The following is an 18,539-nucleotide window of genomic DNA, read 5'->3' as shown; positions in this document are numbered from 1 at the left end:
CCGCGCGCCACCGCGATCATCGGCGAACTGAGCATCCGCAGCGCCGAGTTCCGGCGGCTGTGGGCCCGGCACGACGTACGGGTCTCGGTCAACGGGACCAAGACCTTCCGGGCCCCGGGGCCGGCGACATCGTCCTGGACCGGGACACCTATCAACTGTCCGGCGGCCCCGGCTCCTTCATGCTGGTCCACACCGCCGAACCGGGCAGCATCGACGCAGCTCGGCTGCAGCTCCTGGCGTCGTTGCATGCGACCCGCTCGGCGCTCGCCGGCGAGCACCTCCCCCGGAAGGACTCCTGGACGATGCGGTAGGCGGTCAGCTCCACTCCGGGCGGCAGCCGCCTGGCCGTGCCCTTCCGGTGCACCGACACCTCCAGACCCGCGCAGCGGAAGGACTCGAGGAACGTCGGGAGTCGGGACAGCCCGGGCACCGGCACCGGGCACCGGCACCGGGTTCGCCCGCAGCGAGGAGCGCCTGGAGGAGCCGACCGCCGGATTACGCGCACACCGCCGCCTTCAGGACCACGTCACGGGGGCGGCCCCGGCCCACTGGTCGGCTCACCGCCGAGGGGGGCGACGACGCGGCCCCGGTCCGCGTGCGCGCCGCCCCGCACAGCCCGCCGTCACCCCACCACCGAGCAGAAGGCACCCACATGCCCAATGAACCCACCGGGCCGGCCGCTTCTCCCCCTGCCGAGTCCCCGCCGCCGTCCCGGCGCACGTTCATCGCGACGACCACTGCGGTGGGCGGTGCCGCCGTCGCCGGCGGCCTGGCCGCGGGCACGCCCGCGCTCAGCGCCGCACCGGCTGCCGTCGGCGGACCGCCCGGCGGCCGTATCTCACTGATCGTCAACGGTGAGCGGCACGCCGTCGCGATCGACAACCGGACGTCGCTGCTGGACCTGCTGCGCGAGCGGCTCGGTCTGACCGGCTCCAAGAAGGGCTGCGACGCCGGTGCCTGCGGGGCGTGCACGGTCCTGGTCGACGGACGCCGCGTCAACGCTTGTCTGACACTGGCGATACGCCTGGAAGGCGCCGAGGTCACCACCGTCGAGGGCCTGGCCCCGGGTGAGGGCGGCGAACTTCACCCGCTGCAGGAGGCGTTCATCGAGCAGGACGCCTTCCAGTGCGGCTTCTGCACGCCCGGCCAGATCATGTCCGGCATCGGGTGCATCCAGGAAGGCCACAGCGGCTCCGCGGAGGAGATCCGGGAGTGGATGAGCGGCAACATCTGCCGCTGCGGCTGCTACGTCGGGATCGTCAAGGCGGTCGACCAGACCGCACATGGGAAATGAGGTCGGCCACCATGTACCCCTTCTCCTACACCAGGGCCTCCGACACCCGGGGCGCGCTGGCCGCCGGGCGGCGCGGCGGCCGGTACATCGCCGGCGGCACCACCCTGGTCGACCTGATGCGCGAGACCGTCGAACGCCCCCGCACGCTGGTCGACATCAGCGGCCTGCCGTTGCGCGGGGTCACCCGTACCGAACGCGGGGGCCTGCGCATCGGCGCCCTGGTGCGGATGGCCGAGGCCGCCGCCCACCCCGAGGTGCGCACCGCCTACCCGATACTCTCGCAGGCACTGGAGCTCAGCGCCTCCCCGCAACTGCGGAACATGGCCACCATCGGCGGCAACCTCATGCAGCGCACCCGCTGCGCGTACTTCCGCGACGTGACCGCCGCCTGCAACAAGCGCGACCCCGACGCGGGATGCGCGGCACGGGGCGGCTTCAACCGCACGCACGCCATCCTCGGCACCTCCGACCGCTGCGTGGCCACCCACCCCTCCGACGCCGCTGTGGCCTTCGCGGCCCTGGAGGCAACCGTGCACCTGCTGGCCCCGGACGGGAGCGCACGCGGTGTACGCCTGGCCGACTTCCTCCTGCGGCCCGGCCGCACCCCCCACCGTGAGCAGGCCCTGAAGCCGGGCGAGCTGATCACGGCAGTAGAGGTCCCGGACCATCCGCGCCCCCTACGGTCGGGCTATCTGAAGGTGCGCGACCGGCAGTCGTACGAGTTCGCCCTCACTTCCGCGGCCGTCGTGCTGCACGTCCGCGGCGGGGTGATCCGGGAGGCGAGGGTCGCCGCCGGCGGCGTCGGCACCGTCCCGTGGCGGCTCCCCGGGGTCGAACGGCACCTCGTCGGCGAGCGGCCTTCAAACGCCCTGTGGGCCGAGGCCGCCGGGCGGGCGACCGAGGGAGCCCGTCCGCTGGAGCACAACCGCTTCAAGGTCGACCTGCTCGAACGCACCGTCGAGCGCCAGCTCCGCACCGTGGGGGGTGCCGGATGAGCCCCCAGCCGCAGGCGGCCGTCGGGGCACCGCTCTCCCGGGTGGACGGGCGGCTGAAGGTCACCGGCAAGGCCGACTACACCGCCGATCACGACGTCAGGGGCGCGGTCCACGCGGTCGTCGTCGGCAGCCGTGTCGCCCTCGGCCGCATCACTGCCCTCGACATCCGCGCCGCCCTGGCCCAGCCCGGCGTCCTGAGGGTGATCAGCCACCTCGACGCGCCCCGGCTGGCGTACCGCGACAACCCCGGGGCGTTCATGGACCCACCGGTCGGCGAACGGCTGCGCGTCTTCCAGGACGACCGGGTCCGCTTCTGCGGGCAGCCCGTCGCCGTGGTCGTGGCCCGGACGCTGGAGGCCGCGCGGCACGCCGCGCACCTGGTGCGCGTCTCGTACCGTGCGGAGCGGCCCTCCACGGACCTGACCGCCCCCGACCTCCCGGTCAACGACCCCTTGCCCCCGCAGGACTACGAGCGCGGCACCCCGAAGGAGGCACTGGCCGCCGCGGAGGTGCGGCTGGAGGCCGTCTACCGGCTCGCCCGCGTCCACCACAACGCCATGGAGCCGCACGCCACCATCGCCCGTTGGGACGGCGACAGGCTCATCGTCTGGGACAAGACCCAGTGGGTGCAGGGGACGCAGAACGAACTCGCCGCCGTGTTCGGCATCCCGCCGGATTCGGTGCGCGTCATCTCGCCCTTCGTCGGCGGCGCGTTCGGCAACGCCGCGCGGGTCTGGCCGCACTCCACCATCGCGGCCCTGGCGGCCCGCGTGACCGGGCTCCCGGTGAAACTCGTGCTGACCCGCGAGCAGCTCTACCACGGGGTCGGCTACCGGCCCGCCTACACGTACACGCTGCGCCTGGGCAGCGACCGGCGCGGGCGGCTGGCCGGGATGGTCCACGGCATCAGGGCCGAGACGTCCGCGTACGAGCACTTCCTGGAGGGCACGGTGACCCCGGGCCGGATGCTCTACGCCACTCCCCACGTCGGCCAGACGTACCGCACCGTACCGCTGGACGTGAATACGCCGACCTACATGCGCGGCCCCGGCTACGCGACCGCCGCGTTCGCCGTCGAGTCGGCCCTGGACGAACTCGCCCACGAACTGGGCATCGACCCGATCGAGATGCGGCTGCGCAACGAGACGGCGCAGGACCCCTCCAACGGGTTGCCGTTCTCCACGCGGCGGCTGCGCGAGTGCCTGCGGGTGGGCGCCGGCGCCTTCCACTGGGACCGGCGCGCCCCCGCGCCGCGTGCCACCCGCGACGGCGACTGGCTGATCGGTACCGGCGTGGCCGTCGGCTGCTACGACACCCTGCGGCTCGGGGCCCAGGCCCGGGTCAGGCTGGACGCCGACGGCACGGCCCTGGTGGAGTCCGCGTCCAGTGACATGGGCCCCGGCACCTACACTTCGATGACCCAGCTTGCCGCGGACGCCCTCGGCCTGAACATGCGGAAGGTGACCTTCCGACTCGGCGACTCCCTCATGCCGGGGTCCCCGCCCCACGCCGGTTCCCTCACCATGGCCAGCGTCGGCTCCGCCGTCCAGGACGGATGCGACAGGCTGCGGCGGCAGGCGATCGGGCTGGCCGTCGGGGACGAGGGCTCCCCGCTGTACGGCGCCGAGGACGACGACGTCGTCGTCCTCGGCGGCCGACTGCGCGTACGCGGTAACCCGGCGCGCACGGAGACCTACGAGCGGCTCCTGGCCCGCAACCACCGCACCCACCTGGAGGTGCTCGGCTCCTTCACGCCGCCCTCGGAGCCGGAGCGGTCGTCGATGTACGCCTTCGGCGCGACGTTCGCCGAGGTCGCCGTCGACGCCCGGCTGGGCATGGTGCGGGTGCGACGGATGCTCGGCGTGTACGACGCGGGCCGCATCATCAGCCCCAAGCTCGCCGAGAGCCAGGCGCTGGGCGCCATGGTCGGCGGCATCGGTCAGGCGCTGCTGGAGCACACGGTCACCGACCACCGCGACGGCCGGATCGTCAACGCGAACCTGACCGACTACCTCGTCCCCGTCAACGCCGACGTCCCCGACCTGCGGGCGATCTACCTGGACGGCGGCGCGGACCTCGACGCCGCCCCCATCGGCGTCAAGGGACTGGGCGAGGTCGTAGCCGTCGGCGTGGCGCCCGCCGTCGCCAACGCCGTCTTCCACGCCACCGGCCGCCGCGTCCGCGACCTGCCCATCACCGTCGAAGCCCTGCTCTGACCCCGGGGCCGCCGTTCATGTCTCAGTGTTCAATCCTGAGCCGGCCTTCCGCTGCCAGGGAGGCAGGCCGCTGGCACCATCCAGACAAAGCACCCCTCGCACCTGTGCGCCACTCCCCCGCCCCGTTCGGTTGCCACTCGCCGCGCCCGGGGCAGTTCGGCGGAAGCGAGAGCGGCCGCCGGTTGCGTCCCGGGAAGCGGTGTACGGGTTCGACCTGATGCGGGGGTTTGCTCCGGCATCGGGATGGTGCCCGCATAGATGAACGGCCACCGGCCGTGCTCATGTCCGCAGAGGCCGGTGCCCTCTGCGGCGCCGAACACGGGCAGGTCGGCGACGAACACGTCAATCACCGCAACGGCTACCGCCCGCGCGAGTGGGACACCAGGGCCGGCACCGTCGAACTGGCCGCCCTCAAGCTGTGGCAGGGCAGTCGCTTCCCGCACCGGCTCCTCGAACGCCGTCGCCGGGCCGAGCAGGCCCTCATCTCGGTGGCGACCACCGAGATGAGGGCCTGCTCGGTGTCTCCACTCGCCGGGTCGAGAAGCTCGCCGAGTCCCTTGGGTCACCCAGCTGTCGACGTCCCGTGTCCGTGCGATGGCCGAGCACCTGGACGAGCAGGTTGCCGCGTTCCGCAACCGTCCCCCTGGACGCCGGGGCGTACTCGTTCGTCTGGGTCGACGCACTGCCCCAGGTTGTCCCCGGGCCTGGTGGGGGGGGCGATGGCCGTTGCAGTGGAGGACGTAGGCGTCGAGCACGCATCGAGCATGGGTCTCGTTCAAGGTCAGCAGGTGATCGAGGAACTCGCGCCGAAGTGTGCCGATGGCCCTCGCGCAGTGCGCGTTCATCCGTGGGGACCGCGGCGCGGTCTTCGGAGGCTCGATGCCCTCGGCCGCGAAGACCGCGTCGAAGGCCTCGGTGTGCTGGCTGTCCCGGTCGCGGAGCGGGAAGCGCAGCGACTCGAAGCGCACGCCCGGGTCGGCGGCGAGGTCGCGGGCTTGCTGTACGCTCCGCTGCGCGGTGGGGTGAGCGGTCACGCCGGCGATGTGCGGGCGGCGCGTGCCGTGCTCGAGGAAGACCAGTGCGTGGACCCGACGAAGGTCCACCAGGTCGACAGGGGCGAAGTCACGGGCGATGATGCCGTCGGCCTGCGCTGGCAGGAACTCTCGCCGGGTCGGGCCGCTCCGGCGGGGAGCCGGGTCCACGCCGGCGGAGGTCAGGATCTGCCAGACCGTGGACGCTCCGATCCGATGCCCGAGCCGTGCGAGCCCGCCCTGGATCCTGCGACAGCCCCAGCGCGGATTCTCCTCGGCCAGCCGTAGCACCAGCTCCTTGACGGCCTGCGCAGTCGGTGATCGGCCAGGCCTGTTCCGGCGCTTGCCGTCGTCCCATCGGCGTGCGACGAGCCTTCGATGCCACGCCGGCACGGTGCCCGGTGTCACCGGGAACACCTCCGTCCAGCGCCGCCGGGGTATCAGCGAGGACAGGGCCGCGAACCACAACCGGTCCGCCGGCTCGTAGCGCACCGGACCCGCGAGCTGTCGACGCGGCACCGCGTCCTCGTGCCGCAGGACCGAAAGCTCGGCGTCTTCGGCCACCTGCCGGCGCAGGAGCACGGCCGGGACCGACAGCAGCTTCCTCGTCACCCGGTACACCAGCGAGACAACCACCCACGGCATCGCCGCAGGCGGCCCGAGCGCCACCAGACCTCCACGACCCGCAGCGACACATTCCTGAACGGCACAGGTCCCGGACGCGTTCGTCGACGAGATCTGCCTGGTGGGCCGCGCGGGAGGATCGCCGGGCGGCTGGAGTTGTGGCGGGAGGGGCCGGTGACCGGCCTCCTGGCCCTCGCGCCCGCCCCGCACGCCTTGCGCGTCCCCGCCGAACCGAACCACCGGTGGTCGGCGGTCACCAGAAGATCGCGATCGCCTCCAGCGTCACCTCGCGGGTGTCCTCCCGCCAGCCGGTCATCTTGCCGAGGCAGCGGGCCGTGAACGTGCCGTCCGGGATGGAGCGGCGCGCGTTCCCGGGGGCCACGACGCGCATGTGGACGGGGGGCTGCTCGTCGCCGTACTCGGCCCGCAGGACGAATCCCTCCGTCACGTCCGGCACGCGCGAGAACATGCCTTTGACCGAGACGAATTCGCCGATGCGGCTCAGGGTCACCGCACGGCCGTCGGCCAGGTTGTCGGCGAGGTTCCGGTTCGGGACGACGGTCAGTGTGATCAGGTCGGCGTGGACGATGGCGTCGGCCCGGTCGAAGGCCTCCATGACCACGCCGACCACGTTGATCGGTTTGTCCTTGCGCACGAACTTGCGGAACGTCTCCTGGCTGACGTCCCGCTTCAGCCGGAACCGGAACAGCCACGTCAGCACCCGGCTCCAGAAGCCGACGCTCGTGTCGACCTTCGTCCGCAGCTCGACGGCCTCCTCCAGCGCGGACCGGTAGTTGCCGAGCTCGTACAGGTCCATCACGGCCTGCTCGTCGAGGTACAGGCAGATGCTGTACGCCGACTGCCAGCGTCGCAGGTGCCTGCGCCGCTCCCGGGCATGGCGCACCAGGATCACCGCGAGCACCACCGCGCCGGCGGCCGTCACCAGCCAGACCGTCATCCACGGCCACCAAAGGCTCCACCACAGTGCGTCAGTGACAGCCACGGATCTCCTTGAAAGCCTCGGAAAGGGACGAGTCGGCGGCTTCCACCATCCGTCCGCCCGTCCTCGCCGCCGCGCGCCGCAGTTCGCCTGCGTCGGCCTCGCCGAAGTGGACGGGGTAGGTGGGGACGGCGCGCACGACGGCGGGCAGTTCCTTGTGGCGGCGTACGAACTCGGCGTAGGACAGGCCCGTGTTGTTCTCGCCGTCCGTCATCAGGACGAGTGATACGGAGCGGTCGGGGTCGGCGGCCAGTTCACGGGCGGCGGTGCGGTAGCCGTGGTCGAGGGCGGACCATACGGCGGTGGCGTCGCCGTAGCCGCCCCGGGCGACGGTGCCGGCGAGGGCGGTCAGATCCTTCGGGCCGGTGACGGTGACGGTCGTCTGCTCCAGCACCCGGCCGCCGAACCGGACGACGGTCAGTCGCTCGCCCCGGTAGAAGCGGGTGAACTTGCCGGAGGCGGAGGGGTCCGCGCCGCTGAGTCCGGCGAATGCCTCGCGCAGGGCGGCCATCCGGGCGCCGCGCATCGAGCCGGAGAAGTCGAGCAGGAAGACCACCTGACTCGTGGTGCGGCGGTCGGGGTCGCCGTAGTCCGCCAGCAGCGTTTCGACGACGGCCGGTTGGTCGGGGTAGAAGAGCGCGTTGCCGACCGGTTCGCGCAGCCGCGCGTCCCGGGTGACCGTCGTGGTCACGGGGCGGCGCACCGTGTGCCGCATGATCTGCCGCTGCACCGACTCGCGCCGCAGCCACCGCGTGACCTTGTCGTACGCGGCGCGGTGGGCCGGGTTCAGCAGGAGCAGCGGGAAGTCCGCCAGGACCATGCCGTCCTCGGGGCGAATGACCTCCAGGGGGTCGTCGAGGCGGCCGGAGGCGTTGAGGGCGAGCAGATCGGACTCGTACGTGATGAGGGCGTTGGCCTCGTCCTGGTGGTCGACGTAGGTGTCGACGAGGGCGGGGCCGGTATCGGCGGTGAGGGCCTGGCCGGAGCGGAAGCCGCGCAGCCGGTCGCAGGAGACGTCCTCGGGGCGTAGCGCTGCTCCGGTGCCGGCCGCGGCGGTGGCGACGCCGACGAGGGCGGCGAGCCCGCTGCCGGCGTGCCGGGGGTCGGCCATGCCGAAGCGGACGGTGCCGGTGGCGGCAGCGTCCGCGATGTCCGCCCAGGTGAGCCGGGAACCGGGCACCCTGGCGCGAAGTTCGCGTGCCACATCCGGCTTCAGGCCGATGACGACGGGGGACGTCATGGTGACCGTGCGCTGCAGCCCTCGGAGCGCGTGTCTGTCGGTGAGGCGCAGATAGTGGTCGGAGGACAGCCACGCGAGGTCGTACCGGTCGCGGTCCGGGGTCTTCGTCTCGGCGTCAGCCCGGTGGTACAGGCGCAGGTCGACGCCGGTCTCGTCCTTCAACTCGCCCAGCAACGGCTCCAGTACGGCGAGATCGGGGCCGGCGAGGACGCGCAGCCGGACCGTGTCGTCGTCGGCGTCGCCCGAGCAGGCGGTGAGGAAGGTGGCGACGAGCGCCAGGCAGAGCGCCAGCAGGCCCACGCCGCGCCTCACGGGCTACCGGTCCGGTCCGGGCAGTCGCCGACGATCTCGATCATCCTCTCCAGCAGGGGCAGGCTGGGCAGGACCGCGCGGGTGTCGTCGGAGGAGGTGGTGGGCACCGGGATCCGCCGCTCGGTGAGGAACCGGGTGAGTTCGTCGCTGCTCGCACCGCTGCCGGCGCCGCGGGCCCGGAAGCCCAGCTCCATGGCGCGGTGCTGGAGTTCGGGGTCCTCGCTGACCAGTTCGCCGAGCCGCGCGCCGTCGCCGGTCAGCGCGACGAGTTGGGGTTCGGTGACGAAGCGCGTGGACGGGTAGAGCAGGACGCGCTCGTCGTCGGTCTCGCCCTTCTGCGCCTCGTGCCGTAGCTGGTGGGCGAGGAACTGGTGTTCGTAGATCACCGAGATCGGGGCGATGCCCTGCCCGTCGGGGGACAGATACGTCTCGGCCCGTTCGGAGGACGGCAGGCCCTGTTCGACGAGGAGCGGCTTGATCTTCCGGGCGAGTTGCTCGGCCTCGGCCTCGCTGTCCGGCGCGTCGTTCCCGTGCTCGACGAAGGCCACCAGTCCGAGGTAGGTACCGGCGGAGTTGGCCTCGCAGATGTCCGAGGTCTGGGCGAGGATCTTGTTGCCGTTGCGGACGTGGTTCTTGTCGTCGATCTCGTCCCAGCGGTAGCCGTCCTCCGGATCACGCTGGACGCCGTTCCTCTTGCCGAGCGCGAGGTCGAGGAACTTCCGCATGTCGAGGGTGTAGTACATCGGCGGGCCGCCCGAGCCCGGCAGGCGCTTCGCGACGCCTTCCGCCGCGAGCACCTCGGCGTAGTCCCGGTAGGTGGCCAGCACGATGGGGCTGACGAAGGGGCGGTACAGCAGCACCGGACGGTTCGCCCGGGCGCGCTCCCGGCTGATCAGGTCGGCGGCCGGCTGGCCGGAGGGAAAGACGACGTCGTACCCGTCGTAGTCCTGCTTGGCGATCTCACGCGAGCCCATGCTCGTGATGTGCACGCGGAAGCCGTGCTTCATGAGCAGCCGCTCGACTTCGGGGTCCTGGAAGAAGTCCCTCTTGGAGGCCATCTTGGCCTCAATGGTGATCACCGGCCGCACCGGCAGCAGCAGGTTCCCGGAGGCCACGAGCAGGACCAGCCCGATGACCGGGACGGGCAGCGCCGCTGCCAGCGCTCTGCGCAAATGGCGGCGCGGGGGCCTGGTAACGGTTAACCGCGGCTCTTCGGCAGCGGGTCTGTTCTCGGGCACCTGCGTTCCCCCCTGACGCCTGCGTTCTCCCCGTGTGGCCGGGCCAGGATCGTCGGCGATGGTGGTGTACCCCACATGACCTCTCGGCGAACGTCGGTTGAAAGTCCAGGGCATGGACAGCTGGTCCGGGGCGGGGTGTGGGGCGGGGCAGCAGAGCCCCCGAGAGCCGGCGGACTTCTGCCACGGTGAAGCGGAAGGTGCTGGTGGTGTCGTTCCCGCGGCCCCCTTCCGGTGGCCGGGGCTGCGACGACGGCCAGGAAGGCATGGGCGAGCACGGCCAGGGTGATGGGCCGGTACCAGTCCGGATGACGGCGGCCCGTCGCGGCCCTTGCGGCGTTCCTCAGTCCGGGCGAAGTCGAGTCGATGCCGCGGTAGTTGGTCTACGGGGCCACAGCTCTGTGTGAAGCTTTCCCCGTGACTCACCCGCGTGAAGAAGTCAGGGCCGCGCTGCGGACCGATCGCCCGCACTCCGCCCGTGTCTGGAACTACCTGTTGGGAGGCAAGGACAACTACCCCGTCGACAGCGAGGCCGGTGAGGTCGTCCTGAAGACCTTCCCGGAGTTCGCCGCCGTCGCGCGGCTGCAGCGGAGGTTCCTCGCGCGCGCCGTGCGCTTCCTCGCGGGCGAGGCCGGCGTCCGCCAGTTCCTCGACATCGGCACCGGACTGCCCACCGCCGACAACACACACGAACTGGCCCAGCGCATCGCGCCGGAGAGCCGCATCGTGTACGTCGACAACGACCCCCTCGTCCTGGTGCACGCGCAGGCCCTGCTCACCAGCAGCACCGAGGGCGCCTGCGCCTACGTCGACGCCGACGTCAGGGACCCGGAACGCATTCTCGCCGAAGCAGCGAAGACCTTGGACCTCAGCCGCCCGGTCGCCCTGACCATGTTGGGCATCATGGGGCAGATCTCCGACGCCGAGCGCCCCGCCGACCTGGTGAGCACGCTGCTCTCGGCCCTGCCCTCGGGCAGCTACCTGGCCCTGAGCGACGGCACGAACACCAATGAGGCACTCAACACCGCGGTCGGGGTCTACAACGGGCAGTCGGCCAACACCTACCACCTGCGGTCACCGCAGGAGATCGCCTCCTTCTTCGCCGGGCTGGAGCTGGTGGAGCCGGGGGTCGTGTCCACGGCCACCTGGCGCCCGGACGCCGACCGGGCCGAGGAGGACACGGCCGACGTCTCCGTCTGCGGTGTCGCGGTCAAGAAGTGACCCGGCCTGCCGCTCGGCAGGCCCTCGGAGGCACCCCGTGGCGCCGGCGGAAGGCACTGCTGAAGTGGAAAGGGCCGGTGCAGCCGGACGCCTCCACCATCCGGGCGACCGGCAGCCCGGTGCTCCGCAGCAGTCGCGCGGCGTGCCGCAGGCGGGTCTGTCCTGTATTCGGGTCTGTTCCGTAGTCGGTGGTGACGGAGGGTGGGTCAGCCCAGGAGGATGCGGTGGCGGAGGAGGGGGAAGCTCGCGCGGCCGTACATCTGGCGCTTGATCAGCTTGGTTTTGTTGTTCACTCCTTCGGTGCCGCCGTTGTGGTGCGGCAGGGTGAGGCCGGCGTCGACTGCGGCGCGGTCCTTCTCGAGGCCCCGGGTGAGGGCATGCGGGTGGGGCAGGTCCTCGGCCTGGGCCGAGGTGATCCAGGTGCTCAGCAGGGCGGCGTTGCCGTCGGCGGGATCCAGCAGCGCGGCGAAGTGTGCGCAGCCTCCCCTTGGTCGTCCGAGGACGCGCCGCGGGACGGCCGATGATTTTCCGCACGTCACGAAGTCTGAAAGGGCGGGGACGGATGTCTCCTCGCTCGAGAGGGAAGTGGTGCGCGATGAAGTTGGTACTGCAGGAGTTTCTGTCTCTGGACGGTGTCTCCCAGGGGCCCGGTTCCCCGGACGAGGACACCAGCGACGGGTTCACCCAGGGCGGCTGGTTCGTGCCGCACCTGGACGAGGCATTCGACCGGATGGCCGCCCTCTGGCTCGGCGAGGCGGACGCGTTCCTGTTCGGCCGCCGTACGTACGAGAACTTCGCTCGGGACTGGCCGAAGATGACCGACCACCCGAATGCCCGCATCCTGAACGGCTCACCGAAGTACGTCGCCTCCCAGAGCCTGACCAAGGCTGGGTGGGAGCCGACCACGATCCTGTCCGGCGACATCCCCGCCCAGGTCGCCGAACTGAAGCGGCAGCCCGGCCGCGAGCTCCAGGTCCACGGCAGCGCCCGGCTCGGCCAGTCCCTCCTGGCCGCCGGCCTGATCGACGAGCTGCGGCTCGCGATTGCCCCGGTGGTCGTGGGCAGCGGACGACGCCTGTTCCCGGACGGCGGCACCCCGGCCGGCCTGCGCCTGCTGCACCATGAGACGACGCCGAGCGGAATCGCGGTGCACGTCTACGAGTCGATGGGCCTTCCGGAGTACGGGACGTACGGGGCCGACGCGTAACCGCCGGACCGGATCGATCGAAACGGGTCGCCGGACGCCACATCTTCCCGAGCATCCACTGACCTCTTGGAATTGATCATCTGGTCTCCGGAAGCGCCAGGGCGCAGTCAGCACAACATCGGCCCCGTCCGGCGAGTGCCGGACGGGGCCGATCAGCTGCGTGATCGTGAAGGGCGGTCGCCTACGCGGCGAAAGGCTTCATGAGGCTTCAGCCGAACGATCGTCCTCATGGGCCATGGGTGAGGCCCGGGGACACTTCGTGGCGGCGGTCCTGGTAGAGGTCGGTGCGAGTGTCGCGGCTGACACCGGTACGACTGCGGACGGTGGCCCGGGCCATCCAGGCGGCAGATGGTGGAGGGTGCAGGTGCGGCCGTCCTCGTCCTGAAGGGTCCAGCCGTCCAGGTTCACCGCACGGCGGTGCCCGACTTCCCTCCGCACCAGGACGCCTGCAAGGGCGGCACATACTCCCCCTGGGTGCTCCCACGGGTGACGGCGCTATGGGTGCCCTTTCGCTTTGCTTGTGGAAACGTCCTGACCATGGCCGACATGTCCCATGGTGCCCATGCCCAGCCTCCGACGCGCGGACAGCGGTGGTCCGAGTTCCGGCAGTCACCGTTGTGGCCGGCCACCGTGCTGGTGCTCATCCTGGCGGCTGCGGCCGGCCTCTTCGCCGGTTCGTACACCTATTCCATGGCCAATCCGACGCCGCACTCGATCCCCACGGCCGTGGTCGGATCATACGAACAGGCCCGCGGGCAGGCCTTCCTGGACGGCCTGGAGAAGGCACTGAACGCGTCCGTGAAGGTGCACGTGTACGGCAGTGCCGCCGGGGCCCGTCAGGCCATGGACGACCAGGAGGTCTTTGCGATCCTCGATATCCGCGACGACGGGAGAACCGCGGTCCTCGACCTGTCGGGTGCCTCCGGGGCCTCGGTCGCGGAGGTACTGGCCGACACGGCGCCGGCCGTGGGGGAGGAAACCGGCGTCGCGGTCACCGTCCAGGACCTCAATCCGCTGCAGGAGGGGGACCCACGCGGACTGGCGATCTTCTACATCTCGCTGGCCGCCGTCATCATCGGCTTCGTCGGGGCGATCCAGCTCAGCGTGCACGCACGGTCCCTGACGCCCTTCGAACGCATCCTGTTCACCCTCGCCTACGCGCTGCTCGGCGGATTCGCCATCGCCGCGACCGTGGACTGGCTGCTCGGCGCGCTCGACCTGCCGTTCGTGGAGTCGTGGCTGATCCTGGCGCTCACCCTGTTCGCCAGCGGCATGGTCTTCACCATGTTCAACACCCTGTTCGGACGCTGGGCGATGCTGCCGACATGGGGGCTGATGATCCTACTGGGCAACCCCTCGTCCGGCGGCGCGGTGTCCTGGCCGCTGCTGCCCTCCCCACTGGGCGAGATCGGCAAGTGGCTGCCGCCTGGTGCCTCGGTCAACGCGCAGCACACGGCGGTGTACTTCCAGGGGCACCAGCACGCGTTCCCGTTCCTGGTGCTGGGCGGATGGGCCCTGTTGTCGTGTGCGGTCTTCTGGATCTGGCGGCACCGGCATCCCGGCGGTCGTGAGCGCCATCCGGCGCACGCCGAGTCGTAACGGCCCCGGTCACCCTGCCGTCGGCTGCACCGCGCGGCAGGCCATCCGGAGAGCGAGCTGTGGCCGGGCCGCCCGGGCCCACGCCGAGCCGGGCCCTGCCGCGGCAGAGCGGCGACGATGTCGCGGTGCGGGCCTCGTCGCGCGGCCCACCAACCGTGGGGCGCAGCGCGAAGTCTGCCGTCTGAAGGGGATGCGGTGCAGCGGTGCAGCGGCGCGGGCGCGCTCGGGGCCGTCCCGGGCGTGCCCGTCCCAAGGGCTGAGGCCGCCGCCAGCCGTCTGCACGGCCTTCGACAGCGCGCGTCCGGCCGCGTCAGCCGAGGAAGCGTGAGAGCCAGGTGCCACCGGCCTTCTGCTCGGGCACGGCCAGGTCGTGCTCCTGGTGCCTGTGCTGGGTGTGCGGCCTGCCGTCTGCGCGAGTTCGGTGCGTGGTGCGCGGTGGCGCCTACAGGTCGAACTCGAGGTGTTCGATGTCCGTGAAGCGGACCTCCTCCAGGTTCCCGGCGCGGCGGCCGCCGTCCTGGAAGTACACCTCGCGGAGCGCGTCGGCGGTGATCTGCTGGAGCTGCTGGTCGGTGGCGCCGGCCTGCTGGGCGTCGAGGAGGCGGGCGGCGTGCTGCGGGGGCAGGGCGACGGTCAGGTGCCGGACGCGGTCCTGGTCCGTCGACCCGATCGGCGCGGTGTAGCCGAGGCGGGCGCGGGTGTCGATGACGATGCCGCCGGTGGTCGCCGCCTTCTGCCGGGCCTTGGCACGGATCTGCGGCTGCCACCGCTTCTTCACCTCGCGCTCCAGGCGCGCGGCGAGCTCGGGGCGGGGCTTTTTGATCTGCCCTTTCACATACCGCTCGACGGTGCGCTGGGAGATCCGCAACATCCGCGCCACGGCTTTGGTGCCCTTGAGCTGCTTGACCAGGTACCGCATCTGCGCGGGCGCGCTCTTGGGCACCGGGCGGGTGAACGCCTTGTGCACCGCGGCGTCCAGGCCGTCCCCGAACAGGCTCATCGTCGCCTTCCCCCTACTCTCCGTTGTCGACATCGGTGACGGTGCCGTCCTTGATGTACCGGGCGAGGTTGAGCTCCCAAGCGCCGAACCGCTCGCGCACCCCCTCGCCCCACAGCACGCTCTGGGTGCCCTCGTGCTTCACCAGCCCGGGGTTCACGCCGAGCTTGAAGCCGCCGGGCAGCGGCCTGCCGTCCCGGTAGGGCAGGAAGTCCAGCGGCGACGGCCCGTCGGATGCGTAGACGACGCAGTCGGACAGGACCGCCACCGGGTACTGCCCGGTGAACGCCGCATGCCTGACGATCTTGCGGTGCAGGTTGATCCGGGCCCGGGAGATGACCGCCGCACGGATGTCCGGCCGCCAGGTGGGCCGGGCAAGGGCCCGCCACGGCCGCCCGGGCCGCCACCCCTCCCCACGCGGGCGCTCACGCAGCTTGCCCAGACCGCCCTTCACGGTCGCCTTGATCGCCGACACCACGGTCGCCAACCGCGGGTCACGCTCCTGGTAGCCGTCCATCGCCGTCAGGAAATCGGCCGGCGGCACGTCGGCGTACACGCCGAGATCGGCCATCGTGGCGAGGTAGGCATCCCGCAACCTGCTGTACCAGGCATCCAGATAACGGCCGCTGTCGTGGCGGACATACGCCTCCAGCGGACGGACCTCGTAGCCGAGCTCGACGGCGTACGCCACGGTCGGCGTGGCGTACCAGGCCGGCCCCTCGGGGCGGTCGCCCTTCGGGGTGAACGGGCTGGGCAGGAGGTCGCCGTTCAGGTCCGCCCACTCCTTGCCGACCTTCACCCTCGACAGGTCGACGTGGGAGAGGTCGACCAGCCATGAGCCGGGCAGCTTCGGGTCGAACGCCGGGGTCCTGACGTGGGTGGGTGCGCCGAGGCCGACGACCAGGCCGTTGGCGCCGGCGGCGAAGGCCATGTTGACGTCGATGCCGACCAGGTACCGCAGGGCGCATTCGTCGTCGGTCATGGGGCGCGCCCAGTCGTATGCCTCCTCGAACAGCTTCTCGGCGGGGCCGCGGACGTGGAAGCGGGGCAGGTCCGCCAGGAGCGGGTGCCCGTCGGGTGCCTCGCACGGGGCGCAGTCCACCGGGTCCTTGCCCAGCGAGCCGGGGTTGTGCTCGGAGTGCCTGCGGCCGTCGGTGTCGGGCTCCGAGGCGCGGGTCGGCGGGTGCAGCGCGGTCATCAGCTCCAGGCCGGTCACGGCGGTGGAGCCGCGGGGGGTCATCACGCGGGAGGCGTAGGTGCCCAGGACGTGGGCGAGGTCCGCCGGCGGAAGCTGTGCGGCGTCGCCCCAGTGGCGGGAGTCGAGCGCGTGCCAGGACGGGATGCACAGCTGCACGCAGTTGCGTTCCGAGCCCTGCGCGGGGCGGTAGATCCGCGCCCACGGTCCGAAGCCGCGCTTGGTGAGCTTCCAGTCGGCGCGGGCCAGCTGCTTGATGACCTTGTGGCCCTCCGGGATCCGTCCGGCCAGCCGCTCCTCCTCGGTGAGGGCCGCGGGGAGGCCGTAGCGCTCCAGTACGGCCTCGGTGAGCACGAGCAGCGGGTCGGCGTCCTTGCCGGGACCGGACAGCTTCGGCTGCCCGAGCTTGGCCTCCTTCAGTGTCCAGTCGATCAGGGCCGGGAGGCTTTTGGCGGGCACGTCCAGGACCAGGCCGCCGGTGCAGTGCGCGAGGACCTGGCCGTCGGCGTCGACGTCGACGACCGCGAGCGGCCCGTTCTCGAAGCGTGGGTCGACACCGCCCGCCGGGGTGCCGACCGAGGTGCCGGCCGGGGCCGCCTTCCGCGCGCCGGGGCGGCGCGACGTCGACGTGCTCCCGGTGGTGCGCGTCGGACGCGGCGCGGTCGCCGGAGCAGGAGGGAGAGGGGCAGGGGTGATCCGGGTGGTCCCGGCTGGAGTCGTGGCCGCGGTGTCGGGCGCCGGGCCCGGGGGCGGAGTCTGTGCTTTTGCCGGGACGGGCGCGGCGGTGAAGGTGGCTGATGTCGTCGGGGCGGCTGGCTCCTCCGGTGCTGAGGGTGCGGGGTAGAGGTCCGCAAGCTTGTTCAGCAGCCGCGCATACGCCTCACGCTCCGGACCCCGCGGCTCGGTCGTCTTCTTGACCGACTCCCAGCCGGACACCGTTGCCCGGCGCACCTTCAGCGCGGCGGCCACCTCGTCCAGCGTCAGCCCGTGGGCGGTGCGCAGCCGCTTGCGCTCCTGCGCCGACGGCAGCGGCGCACGGGACGCCACCAGGGCGTCGACCGCCTTGAACAACTCGGACATGAAACACCTCCTGATCAACACCCTACCTCTCCGAACCGTACGAAGAGCGCACTTTTGCCGTACGGATTGCGTACAAGTCGATTCAGGGCAGCTCGGTCGGCACCAGGAGGCCGTGACCCGCTCTCGGGCGCGTGCACAGCCGCCGTCGGTGAGCGCGGCTGCCCACGGCCTCGATGAGCGGGAGAACACGGGGTAACCGGGAGACGACGACGCTGTCCCGACTCCCCTTCGAGGAGGTCTGCGCTGTGCTCTCGCTCAAGCGCTTACTCGACCGCAGTCTGATCGCGCAGGCGATCCTGGTCTTCCTGCTGGGGCTGGGCGCCACGGCCCTGCTCCGCAGGGACGAGCACCCGGCTGTCTGGGTGTTCCAGAGCGCTCTCTACACCGGGGTCGCCGTCGCGGTCCTGGCCGTCCAGCGCCGCCGGGCCGCCCGAGCCGTGGGCACCGACGCGGGCGGACTCGCCGATCTGAGCCGGAAGATCCGGCACCATGAGGTGCCGCAGGACCCCGCGGAGCAGGCGGCCATGCGACGGCTGATCGCCGAGCAGCTCGGCCAGATGGAGCGGGCGGGCAAGTGGCTGCCGTACTGGTTCGGCGCCATGGGCCTCGTCGCGGTCGGCATGTTCGTCCTGGGGGCCGTCAGCGGGTCCCTGGTCTTCCCCCTTCTCTTCGCGGTCGGCATGCTCGCGCTGTGCTTCTGGGTCCTGTGGATGCGCCGCCGCTCCCTGGACCGCCTCCGCTGGATGCGCCAGGCCGTGCGACAGGAGTGAGCGGCCGGGAGGACGGGGACGGTGGGCAAGTCCCCAGAAACGGACCTCGACGACGGCGAACCGCCGGGCCGGCGCCTCACCTGGGCGCCGGCCCGGCGGGCGTTCCGCTCCACTGCGACAGATCAGCGCCGAGGCGGGCAGCGTCGTACTCGGGTGATCCCGGCTTCGGCGGGGTCAGGACCGCTATCGGGCCACCATGGAGCGCAGGCGGTCGGCCGGAAGCCGCGCCGCAGCGCGTGACGCCGCCCCTCAGTGGACGGGGCGCGGGAGAACGGTGCGCGGCTCCGCGCTCCGCGGTCCCCCGAGCCGGGATGCAGAGCCACTTCCCGCTTCGGCGCTGCCGCAGTCCGGGAGCCGGGGAACAATCAGGCGCCGGGTGTGGTTGGACGAGGCGTGGTTGTGGAGGGGACAGTGTCCCCGGGCCTCACTTATCGCCCATGAGGACGATCGTTCGGCTGAAGCCTCATGGAGCCTTTCGCCGCGTAGGCGACCGCCCTTCACGATCACCCGGCTCATCGGCCCC

General features: G+C 71.7%; 13 protein-coding genes and 7 pseudogenes. 10 read left to right on the top strand and 10 right to left on the bottom strand.

Features of this window, described 5'->3' with window-relative positions:
• Nucleotides 1-15 precede the first annotated feature (15 nt).
• A pseudogene (locus tag AB0A94_RS16010) lies at nt 16-69 on the top strand (hypothetical protein); the annotation flags it as partial.
• Nucleotides 70-289: 220 nt separating this feature from the next.
• Here AB0A94_RS16010 and AB0A94_RS16005 read toward each other — a convergent pair.
• Nucleotides 290-433 (bottom strand): annotated as a pseudogene (locus AB0A94_RS16005) (sensor histidine kinase); the annotation flags it as partial.
• 219 nt (nt 434-652) lie between these two features.
• Here AB0A94_RS16005 and AB0A94_RS16000 point away from each other — a divergent pair.
• The 4 genes and pseudogenes from AB0A94_RS16000 to AB0A94_RS15985 all read left to right on the top strand — a co-directional run.
• Nucleotides 653-1,294, top strand: a complete 642-nt coding sequence (locus tag AB0A94_RS16000; protein ID WP_361744630.1) for a (2Fe-2S)-binding protein — start codon at nt 653-655, stop codon at nt 1,292-1,294.
• A gap of 11 nt (nt 1,295-1,305) precedes the next feature.
• Nucleotides 1,306-2,289: a xanthine dehydrogenase family protein subunit M gene (locus AB0A94_RS15995; RefSeq protein ID WP_361744628.1), complete on the top strand. Its 984-nt coding sequence runs from the start codon at nt 1,306-1,308 to the stop codon at nt 2,287-2,289.
• Nucleotides 2,286-4,505, top strand: coding sequence for a xanthine dehydrogenase family protein molybdopterin-binding subunit (locus AB0A94_RS15990; protein ID WP_361744626.1), 2,220 nt, complete (start codon nt 2,286-2,288; stop codon nt 4,503-4,505). Before AB0A94_RS15995 ends, AB0A94_RS15990 begins: the two co-directional genes overlap by 4 nt.
• 278 nt (nt 4,506-4,783) lie before the next feature.
• Nucleotides 4,784-5,190, top strand: a pseudogene (locus tag AB0A94_RS15985) (transposase); the annotation flags it as partial.
• 7 nt (nt 5,191-5,197) lie between these two features.
• Here the strand turns inward: AB0A94_RS15985 and AB0A94_RS15980 are convergent.
• Nucleotides 5,198-6,172: pseudogene (locus tag AB0A94_RS15980) on the bottom strand (integrase core domain-containing protein); the annotation flags it as partial.
• A 76-nt stretch (nt 6,173-6,248) separates the two neighbouring features.
• Between AB0A94_RS15980 and AB0A94_RS15975 the strand changes: the two are divergent.
• Nucleotides 6,249-6,397, top strand: a pseudogene (locus AB0A94_RS15975) (LLM class F420-dependent oxidoreductase); the annotation flags it as partial.
• 16 nt (nt 6,398-6,413) lie between these two features.
• Here AB0A94_RS15975 and AB0A94_RS15970 read toward each other — a convergent pair.
• The 3 genes from AB0A94_RS15970 to AB0A94_RS15960 are packed head-to-tail and all read right to left on the bottom strand — an operon-like array spanning nt 6,414 to nt 9,884.
• Nucleotides 6,414-7,163: a hypothetical protein gene (locus AB0A94_RS15970; protein WP_361744624.1), complete on the bottom strand. Its 750-nt coding sequence runs from the start codon at nt 7,161-7,163 to the stop codon at nt 6,414-6,416.
• Complete coding sequence (locus tag AB0A94_RS15965) at nt 7,150-8,712, bottom strand: VWA domain-containing protein (protein WP_361744622.1); 1,563 nt, start codon at nt 8,710-8,712, stop codon at nt 7,150-7,152. Before AB0A94_RS15965 ends, AB0A94_RS15970 begins: the two co-directional genes overlap by 14 nt.
• Nucleotides 8,709-9,884 (bottom strand): hypothetical protein, encoded by a 1,176-nt coding sequence (locus tag AB0A94_RS15960; RefSeq protein ID WP_361744620.1) that lies wholly within the window; start codon nt 9,882-9,884, stop codon nt 8,709-8,711. Before AB0A94_RS15960 ends, AB0A94_RS15965 begins: the two co-directional genes overlap by 4 nt.
• Before the next feature lie 480 nt (nt 9,885-10,364).
• Between AB0A94_RS15960 and AB0A94_RS15955 the strand changes: the two genes are divergently transcribed.
• Entirely contained in the window at nt 10,365-11,168 is an 804-nt protein-coding gene (locus AB0A94_RS15955; RefSeq protein ID WP_361744618.1) for an SAM-dependent methyltransferase, read from the top strand.
• Here the strand turns inward: AB0A94_RS15955 and AB0A94_RS15950 are convergent.
• Both AB0A94_RS15950 and AB0A94_RS15945 read right to left on the bottom strand, forming a co-directional pair.
• Nucleotides 11,158-11,319 (bottom strand): helix-turn-helix domain-containing protein, encoded by a 162-nt coding sequence (locus AB0A94_RS15950; RefSeq protein ID WP_361744654.1) that lies wholly within the window; start codon nt 11,317-11,319, stop codon nt 11,158-11,160. The two genes, AB0A94_RS15955 and AB0A94_RS15950, sit on opposite strands and share 11 nt — an antisense overlap.
• A 55-nt stretch (nt 11,320-11,374) precedes the next feature.
• Nucleotides 11,375-11,638, bottom strand: a pseudogene (locus AB0A94_RS15945) (transposase); the annotation flags it as partial.
• Nucleotides 11,639-11,763: 125 nt separating this feature from the next.
• On the opposite strand from AB0A94_RS15945, the gene AB0A94_RS15940 reads away from it, so the two are divergent.
• Entirely contained in the window at nt 11,764-12,375 is a 612-nt protein-coding gene (locus tag AB0A94_RS15940) for a dihydrofolate reductase family protein (RefSeq protein ID WP_361744616.1), read from the top strand.
• A gap of 253 nt (nt 12,376-12,628) precedes the next feature.
• Here the strand turns inward: AB0A94_RS15940 and AB0A94_RS15935 are convergent.
• Nucleotides 12,629-12,792: pseudogene (locus AB0A94_RS15935) on the bottom strand (lamin tail domain-containing protein); the annotation flags it as partial.
• A gap of 120 nt (nt 12,793-12,912) precedes the next feature.
• Between AB0A94_RS15935 and AB0A94_RS15930 the strand changes: the two are divergent.
• A complete protein-coding gene (locus AB0A94_RS15930; RefSeq protein WP_361744614.1) occupies nt 12,913-13,974 on the top strand; it encodes an ABC transporter permease in 1,062 nt (353 codons plus the stop codon).
• A 442-nt stretch (nt 13,975-14,416) separates the two neighbouring features.
• Here the strand turns inward: AB0A94_RS15930 and AB0A94_RS15925 are convergent, their stop codons facing one another.
• Both AB0A94_RS15925 and AB0A94_RS15920 read right to left on the bottom strand, forming a co-directional pair.
• Nucleotides 14,417-14,974: an XRE family transcriptional regulator gene (locus AB0A94_RS15925; RefSeq protein ID WP_361744612.1), complete on the bottom strand. Its 558-nt coding sequence runs from the start codon at nt 14,972-14,974 to the stop codon at nt 14,417-14,419.
• A gap of 13 nt (nt 14,975-14,987) precedes the next feature.
• The gene (locus AB0A94_RS15920; RefSeq protein ID WP_361744610.1) at nt 14,988-17,246 is read right to left on the bottom strand and encodes a helix-turn-helix transcriptional regulator; all 2,259 of its coding nucleotides are present in this window, start codon (nt 17,244-17,246) and stop codon (nt 14,988-14,990) included.
• A 245-nt stretch (nt 17,247-17,491) separates the two neighbouring features.
• Here AB0A94_RS15920 and AB0A94_RS15915 point away from each other — a divergent pair, with 245 nt between their 5' ends.
• Entirely contained in the window at nt 17,492-18,016 is a 525-nt protein-coding gene (locus AB0A94_RS15915) for a hypothetical protein (protein WP_361744608.1), read from the top strand.
• Nucleotides 18,017-18,539: the final 523 nt, after the last annotated feature.

It is taken from the genome of Streptomyces sp. NPDC044984 (assembly GCF_040646935.1).
GTDB lineage: Bacteria > Actinomycetota > Actinomycetes > Streptomycetales > Streptomycetaceae > Streptomyces.
The sequence above is the reverse complement of the archived record's forward strand: the minus strand, read 5'-3'. Positions and strand labels throughout refer to the sequence as shown.

What these genes read in the sequence shown, in the direction of transcription:
- AB0A94_RS16000 (WP_361744630.1), top strand. Translation starts at nt 653, where the DNA reads ATGCCCAATGAACCCACCGGGCCGGCCGCTTCTCCCCCTGCCGAGTCC.
- AB0A94_RS15995 (WP_361744628.1), top strand. Translation starts at nt 1,306, where the DNA reads ATGTACCCCTTCTCCTACACCAGGGCCTCCGACACCCGGGGCGCGCTG.
- AB0A94_RS15990 (WP_361744626.1), top strand. Translation starts at nt 2,286, where the DNA reads ATGAGCCCCCAGCCGCAGGCGGCCGTCGGGGCACCGCTCTCCCGGGTG.
- AB0A94_RS15940 (WP_361744616.1), top strand. Translation starts at nt 11,764, where the DNA reads ATGAAGTTGGTACTGCAGGAGTTTCTGTCTCTGGACGGTGTCTCCCAG.
- AB0A94_RS15930 (WP_361744614.1), top strand. Translation starts at nt 12,913, where the DNA reads ATGGCCGACATGTCCCATGGTGCCCATGCCCAGCCTCCGACGCGCGGA.
- AB0A94_RS15925 (WP_361744612.1), bottom strand. Translation starts at nt 14,974, where the DNA reads ATGAGCCTGTTCGGGGACGGCCTGGACGCCGCGGTGCACAAGGCGTTC.
- AB0A94_RS15920 (WP_361744610.1), bottom strand. Translation starts at nt 17,246, where the DNA reads ATGTCCGAGTTGTTCAAGGCGGTCGACGCCCTGGTGGCGTCCCGTGCG.